Raw genomic sequence first — 6,224 nt, 5'->3', positions numbered from 1 at the left:
CTAAGGTTAATCACTACTCAACAGGTGGCATGAACAGCACCTCCAAGGTTCCAGTTTTAGAGAAGTATGCCGAGGAAGTAAGTTACGTGCATACACGTCGAAATCCGTACCCCAATGATGGCGGCTCGCGCCTGGCACCGCTGACCAGCGCATGATGATATGGATGCGCTCTGCAATGGTGAGCGATTGAGCGTCGAGCGGACGGCTGTGGCTGTCGAGCACGGCAGCCTCTCCGCTCATTTTTCGATTCCAAATCGCTTTTTGCCGATCATAATCCCGAAAACCGCTCGCAACGCACAGGTCAAATCCAGCCTCAAGTGCCGCTTTTCTTAACGTCAGCAAGGCGTGTGTGGCGTTCGGGTGCACCAGAAACGCTTTTTCTCCCACCAACACCTCTTCCAGGTGATCGGAGGCTTTGCCGGTCAGTTGCGAGGGCGTCATGACTACACCAACAGATTTTCGAGCGTTTTCTGGTACATCAATGTCAGCTTTTCAAGATCATCGACTTTTACACACTCATTCACTTTGTGGATGGTTGCGTTGACCGGACCAAGCTCAACCACTTGCCCCCCCATTCGGGCAATAAATCGGCCGTCTGAGGTGCCGCCCGTCGTGAGGAGTTGCGGTTTCGTTTGGTTGACCGCATCCACCGCATCCACAACAGCGTCAAGTAGCGCACCGGTATCGGTTAGGAACGGGTCACCATTGAATGTCCATTTCAGATCGTAGTCGAGTTGGTGCTTGTCTAATGTGTCGTGGACGCGTTTGACGATGGTGTCGTTATTGAGTTCGGTACTAAAACGCAAGTTAAACTGAACGTTGAACTCCCCGGGGACGACGTTAGAAGCTCCGGTCCCTGCGTGCACATTGGGGATCTGAAAGCTGGTGGGTGGGAAATAATCGTTCCCTTGGTCCCACTCTGTCGTGGCCAGTTCGTGAATGGCGAGCAGCGACTCATGCACTGGGTTTTTGGCAAGATGCGGGTAGGCAACGTGGCCTTGAATACCTTTAACAGTCAAATCGCCGGTGATGGAGCCACGACGACCATTTTTCACTACGTCGCCAACGATGTCTGTGCTGGATGGTTCGCCAACGATACACATATCAATGTGCTCATTGCGTGCCATTAAGGTTTCAACCACGCGCACAGTGCCATTGATGAAGGGGCCTTCTTCGTCTGAGGTGATCAAAAAACCAATCGACCCCTTATGATCAGGATGTTCAGTAATAAACTGCTCCACCGCTACAATCATACTGGCCAGTGAGCCTTTCATGTCCGCTGCACCGCGACCAAATAAGACGCCATCTTTGATGGTTGGCTCAAAAGGGGGCGTCTGCCACTGTTCTATCTTACCCGCAGGCACGACGTCGGTGTGGCCTGCAAAGGCAAACAGCGGCGCATCAGTTCCTCGTCTTGCCCAGAAGTTGGTGGTGTCTTCAAACACCATCACTTCGATGTCAAATCCCAAGGCTTTTAAGCGTTCAATCATTACGTCTTGGCAGCCGGCATCTTCTGGGGTCACCGACTGGCGGCTAATTAAATCTTTTGCGAGAGCCAATGTTGGGCTATCTGTCATCCTTGAGTTCCTTAATTATTTATTTCAATACAATGTGGGTGATGCAATATGAGGGATTCTACGAAAAAATCGCTGTGTACTGGTCTGCTTTGAAACCAAGGTGGAGCGTACCGTCGACATCGAGAATCGGACGTTTGATCATCGCTGGCATCTCAACGAGCAGCGACACGGCCGTTTCTTTGTCTAAAGTGGCTTTTTGCTCATCGCTGAGCTGGCGGTATGTGGTGCCGCGTTTGTTGAGGACTTGCTGCCAGTCAAGCTGTTGGCAAAAGCGCTCGACGAGGTTCGTTTCTATGCCTTGTTTGCGATAGTCATGAAATTGGTACTCAATGCCTTGTTGTTCCAACCATTTTTTGGCTTTTTTGATCGTATCGCAGTTAGGAATTCCGTACATAGTGATGGTCATGACTTACCTTTTTATGACTGTTTTTATTGTTTTCGCATCGTAGCAGGAACTGAGCAACGAGACAAAAGTGTGATCGATATATTTCATTGAGCAAAAAAAATGTGTTGCAACGAATTTCGATTGTCGAGTTATTGATCAAACGCAACACATCGCCAGGCAAAACAGAAATAATGACCATAGAAATCTTTAGGAGGTTATCAATGGAGTTGAGTCCTGTGTTTGCAAGACGCCTATATCTTGCACTGCTCGTTGAAAATTTAGAAAGGCCCAATGTCCCCAAGCTGATTGAACAGACGGGGTGGCCACGCCGCACCATACAAGATGTGATCAAAGCGTTGCCCGGTATCGGTATTGAATTGATGTTTGTTCAAGATGGACGCCGCCATAATGACGGCTATTACCAGCTTTCAGACTGGGGTCCGTTTGACAGCCAGTGGGTGATTGAGCGCCGCTCAGACATCGCAGCCAGTTTGGGCTTTAAAGCTTAGCCAGTGAGTGGAACCCACTCGGGGCATCGCTCATACCAGGTACTCGTTTACGGACACAAATAGGCGTTGCCCATGAGTGTAAATGAAGTCACGAAATCTTGCGGAGAAACCATATACACCGTGTTTGCGCCTAGTGCGTGAGCACGGTTTTTGATGTCATTGGTTGCACCTTGGATCATCACATTGTTGGCAAAGAACCAGTAGCTGTACCAATGGCCTTCACTGCCGGTCACTTCACCAAGGAACTGACATCGCAGAGGATCAAAGGTGGCATCTTGGCGAAGATGAACGTGCTGCGCCGCAGGGTCGAGGCTCATGCTCGGTGACGCGCACCCTACCAATGCAAGTCCGCAAAAGGTGAGCGCGCAAAAGTTAAGTAAAGTGCGATGTTTATTGGCTAACGACATAAGCAATAAATCCTATCCAACTGATGATAAGTAGCCCCCAAGGGAGCCAAGTGTTGGTCTTTGAGCGAGAAGGAACCGATTGTGGTTCAGGGGAAAGCGCCACTTCCTGTGTCGGCGCGGTTTTGGCTTTCTGATTTTTCTTACGAACCTTATCCGCTTGGCGAGCTTTCTCTTTTTGCTGCTTTTTATACAATGCGATGCCTTTCTCGATCCCTTGAGCAATAAGTTTGGTCTGCCCCGGCTTTTGCGTCGCTTTTGCGATGGCTAGCGCGTCTTGCTTGGTTTCAGGTGAAGGGCTGGTTTTCATGGCTGTCTTTATTGAGAAAGTAAACAAAGGCTTATCATAGCACGCCGCTTTGGCTTGTGGGGGCTTGCGGGTCGCAAAGTGGCGGCTTTTACTTTACAGTGTGGGTTAGTCGTCTTAGAAAATGAATAACGTCGTGCGCTACGCCATCGAACACTATGATCAACACGGTTTTTTAAAAGCGCCAAAATGGCTATGGCTAGGGTGGTTTTTTCTTGCTCGCGCTTGGATTGTCTTCGTCGTCGCTGGCGCCAGTCGAGAGTCCGGAAGTGAGATACTGACTATCGTGTACCCTAATCAAACGGGTCTCTATCTTGGGTTACTGATGGGGTTGCCGACGATTGCGTTGATGTGGCTTTATGGTTTGCGCAGTCCCGAGCGCACTTGGCTCACTCGTTTACTGTATTACGGTCGCCCGCTCACCTTAGTCATTGCGGTTGCTCAGTGGTTGCAGTGGGCTTACCAGGTATACTTGCATCACGGTGCCTTCAGTTGGACACAGGGTGGTATCGGGTTATTGCTGACTTGGCTCATTATCTATCTAGTTAACAGTCGCAGTGTGAAAGATTGTTTTCAGCTTGGCGTCGAAAATGAGTCAACCAAGTCATCTACGTAAAAGGCATCTACGTAAATCGTGCATTCACCGTTAAAGAAGAATTGAACAGATACTGATCTCCCAACGTAATGGGATAAAGAACAATAAATACGTGAGGTTATAACAATGTCATCGCCACAAAGTGCCATTCTCCCTGAGGCTGGCCCATTTGCTCAATACACACTTCTCAAAATCAAACAGAATCCGCAAGGGGTGCTTGAAAAGCTTCAAGCTCTGCCGCAAAAGGTGGCTGAGCTCAATCAGCAGCAACCGGGCGCACAGTTAACCTTGTCGATTGCGTTTACGCACGCATTTTGGTCGCAGCTCGATGCGCCAATGCCAAGTGAATTGATGGCGTTCCCTGTTTTGGGAACGGGTAGTGTGGTGGCGCCAAGCAGTGATGTCGATGTGCTGATTCACTGTCACTCACTGCGTCATGACCTGCATTTTTACCTTCTGCGTACGCTGATGGCGGAGGTGGCCGATGAGGTCGAGATTGTGGATGAGACATACGGTTACCGCTACCTAGACTCTCGTGATATGACCGATTTCGTCGATGGCACAGAAAACCCGAAAGAGGGGCAACGTCATGAAGTGGCGATCATCCCTGAAGGTGAATTCGCCGGCGGTAGTTACGTGATGGTTCAGCGCTTCGTGCACAATTTACCTGCATGGAATCGCCTTAACGTGTCAGCGCAAGAAAAAGTGGTCGGTCGTACAAAACCGGATTCTATTGAGTTAGATGACGTGCCAGCGGCATCGCATGTTGGCCGCGTTGACATCAAAGAAGAGGGGAAAGGACTGAAAATTGTGCGTCACAGCTTACCGTATGGTTCAGTATCGGGTGAGCATGGTCTGCTCTTCATTGCTTACTGTAATACGCTGCACAATTTCAAAGCGATGCTTGAGAGTATGTACGGTGTGACAGATGGCAAGACGGATCAACTGTTGCGTTTTACCACCGCGGTCACCGGGGCTTACTTCTTCGCGCCTTCTGAGGCAATGTTGACGGCGGTAAGCGTCAAATAATCTCCCTCATAAAGCTTAAACGCGAGAGCCGAAGCATCCAGCTTCGGCTTTTTCATATTTGTCATTAAAGAATGGCGTGATTGGCCGATATAACCTGTAGGACTTTAATTGAATTTGTAGTGAAATCATGGCGATCACCGTAAGCACCAACGTGTCAGCAATGACGGCGCAGCGATATTTGAGTAGCGCGACAGAGATGCTCAATCAATCGTTGGAGCGGCTCTCTTCGGGCAGTCGGATCAATAGCGCCAAAGATGACGCGGCGGGTTTACAAATCTCTAATCGTCTTGAGTCACAAATGCGCGGGCTCGATGTTGCAATGCGCAATGCCAATGATGGCATTTCAATCATGCAAACCGCGGAAGGGGCGATGCAAGAGACGACCTCCATCTTGCAGCGTATGCGCGATCTCTCTTTGCAGTCGGCCAATGGCTCGAACAGTCAAGCTGAAAGGCAGGCGCTACAAGAAGAAATGGGCGCTTTAAACGACGAATTGAATCGAATAGCAGAAACGACCTCTTTTGGTGGGCGAAAATTGCTCAATGGTGGCTTTGAAACCTCTTCGTTTCAAATCGGTGCTAGCTCAGGGGAGGCGGTTCAGGTGTCACTAAAAAGCATGCGCACCGACACCCTAGCGATGGGCGGGTTTAGCTACCGCGCTGGCTTATCTGCAGGTTCAGATTGGCAGGTCTCGCAAGGGGCATCGATGCTCAATATTCAGTACACCAACGCCGTAGGTGAGCAAGAACAAATTCAAATAAAAGCCAAACAGGGTGATGACATAGAGCAACTGGCGACTTACATCAATGGGCAAACGGATAAAGTCTCCGCCTCGGTGAATGACGAAGGGCAACTGCAACTGTTTATCGCCGGTAAAGAAACATCAGGAACCTTATCTTTCTCGGGCAGCTTAGCCAATGAATTGCAACTGGGGCTGGTGGGCTACGAGGCGGTCGATAATCTGGATATTTCCAACGTCGGCGGCGCGCAACGAGCGGTGTCAGTGATTGATACGGCGCTGCAGTACGTCGATAGCCATCGAGCAGAATTAGGCGCAATGCAAAACCGCTTTGACCATGCGATCAACAACCTAGGCAATATCAACGAAAACCTTGCCGCCTCGAACAGCCGCATTAAGGACACCGACTACGCACGTGAGACGACGCAGATGGTCAAACAGCAAATCTTGCAACAAGTGAGTACCTCCATCCTTGCCCAGGCGAAACAGCAACCCGATCTGGCGCTAACGCTGTTGAATTAATCGTCATTGTTGAGAAAACAAAAATCTCAAAAAAGAGAAAGGTATCGACAGGTCGAAATAAAGCTTTAGCGAAAAAATGAATTTTTTAACGATTATTGCCCGTTAATCACGTTTTCCTCCCCAACTGCCTTTTTTTCGAAAAAAACAAAAAAAATGT

At 49.4% G+C, this 6,224-nt stretch carries 9 protein-coding genes; 4 read left to right on the top strand and 5 right to left on the bottom strand.

Going from position 1 to position 6,224, the window contains the following annotated elements; genetic code table 11:
- Positions 1–6 precede the first annotated feature (6 nt).
- Genes AC6R1O_RS03120 through AC6R1O_RS03110 form a run of 3 tightly spaced genes read right to left on the bottom strand, consistent with a single transcriptional unit; the run spans position 7 to position 1,983 of the window.
- Positions 7–441, bottom strand: coding sequence for a M15 family metallopeptidase (locus tag AC6R1O_RS03120; RefSeq protein WP_500656470.1), 435 nt, complete (start codon positions 439–441; stop codon positions 7–9).
- A 2-nt stretch (positions 442–443) separates the two neighbouring features.
- Positions 444–1,577 carry a succinyl-diaminopimelate desuccinylase gene (dapE, locus tag AC6R1O_RS03115; RefSeq protein WP_500638853.1) on the bottom strand — a complete coding sequence of 378 codons (1,134 nt, stop codon included), beginning with the start codon at positions 1,575–1,577 and terminating at the stop codon, positions 444–446.
- Between the two features lie 58 nt (positions 1,578–1,635).
- The gene (locus AC6R1O_RS03110) at positions 1,636–1,983 is read right to left on the bottom strand and encodes an ArsC family reductase (protein ID WP_500632771.1); all 348 of its coding nucleotides are present in this window, start codon (positions 1,981–1,983) and stop codon (positions 1,636–1,638) included.
- Positions 1,984–2,183: 200 nt separating this feature from the next.
- Here AC6R1O_RS03110 and AC6R1O_RS03105 point away from each other — a divergent pair, with 200 nt between their 5' ends.
- Positions 2,184–2,471, top strand: coding sequence for a winged helix-turn-helix domain-containing protein (locus AC6R1O_RS03105; protein ID WP_334555233.1), 288 nt, complete (start codon positions 2,184–2,186; stop codon positions 2,469–2,471).
- A gap of 47 nt (positions 2,472–2,518) precedes the next feature.
- Here AC6R1O_RS03105 and AC6R1O_RS03100 read toward each other — a convergent pair whose 3' ends face one another.
- Together AC6R1O_RS03100 and AC6R1O_RS03095 are read right to left on the bottom strand one after the other, a co-directional pair.
- Positions 2,519–2,878 carry a DUF4156 domain-containing protein gene (locus tag AC6R1O_RS03100; protein WP_500632772.1) on the bottom strand — a complete coding sequence of 120 codons (360 nt, stop codon included), beginning with the start codon at positions 2,876–2,878 and terminating at the stop codon, positions 2,519–2,521.
- A complete protein-coding gene (locus AC6R1O_RS03095; RefSeq protein ID WP_500632773.1) occupies positions 2,862–3,185 on the bottom strand; it encodes a DUF2956 domain-containing protein in 324 nt (107 codons plus the stop codon). Before AC6R1O_RS03095 ends, AC6R1O_RS03100 begins: the two co-directional genes overlap by 17 nt.
- A 133-nt stretch (positions 3,186–3,318) precedes the next feature.
- On the opposite strand from AC6R1O_RS03095, the gene AC6R1O_RS03090 reads away from it, so the two are divergent.
- From AC6R1O_RS03090 to AC6R1O_RS03080, 3 genes are all read left to right on the top strand, one after another.
- Positions 3,319–3,798, top strand: coding sequence for a DUF2919 domain-containing protein (locus AC6R1O_RS03090; protein ID WP_500632305.1), 480 nt, complete (start codon positions 3,319–3,321; stop codon positions 3,796–3,798).
- A gap of 105 nt (positions 3,799–3,903) precedes the next feature.
- On the top strand, positions 3,904–4,806 hold the full coding sequence (locus tag AC6R1O_RS03085) for a Dyp-type peroxidase (RefSeq protein ID WP_500632774.1): 903 nt from the start codon (positions 3,904–3,906) through the stop codon (positions 4,804–4,806).
- Positions 4,807–4,933: 127 nt separating this feature from the next.
- A complete protein-coding gene (locus tag AC6R1O_RS03080) occupies positions 4,934–6,067 on the top strand; it encodes a flagellin (protein WP_500632297.1) in 1,134 nt (377 codons plus the stop codon).
- Positions 6,068–6,224: the final 157 nt, after the last annotated feature.

This window comes from Vibrio sp. R11-SG3-ISO3-SZ (assembly GCF_059834345.1).
Note: the sequence above shows the minus strand (reverse complement) of the source record. Positions and strands in the feature narration are given on the sequence as shown.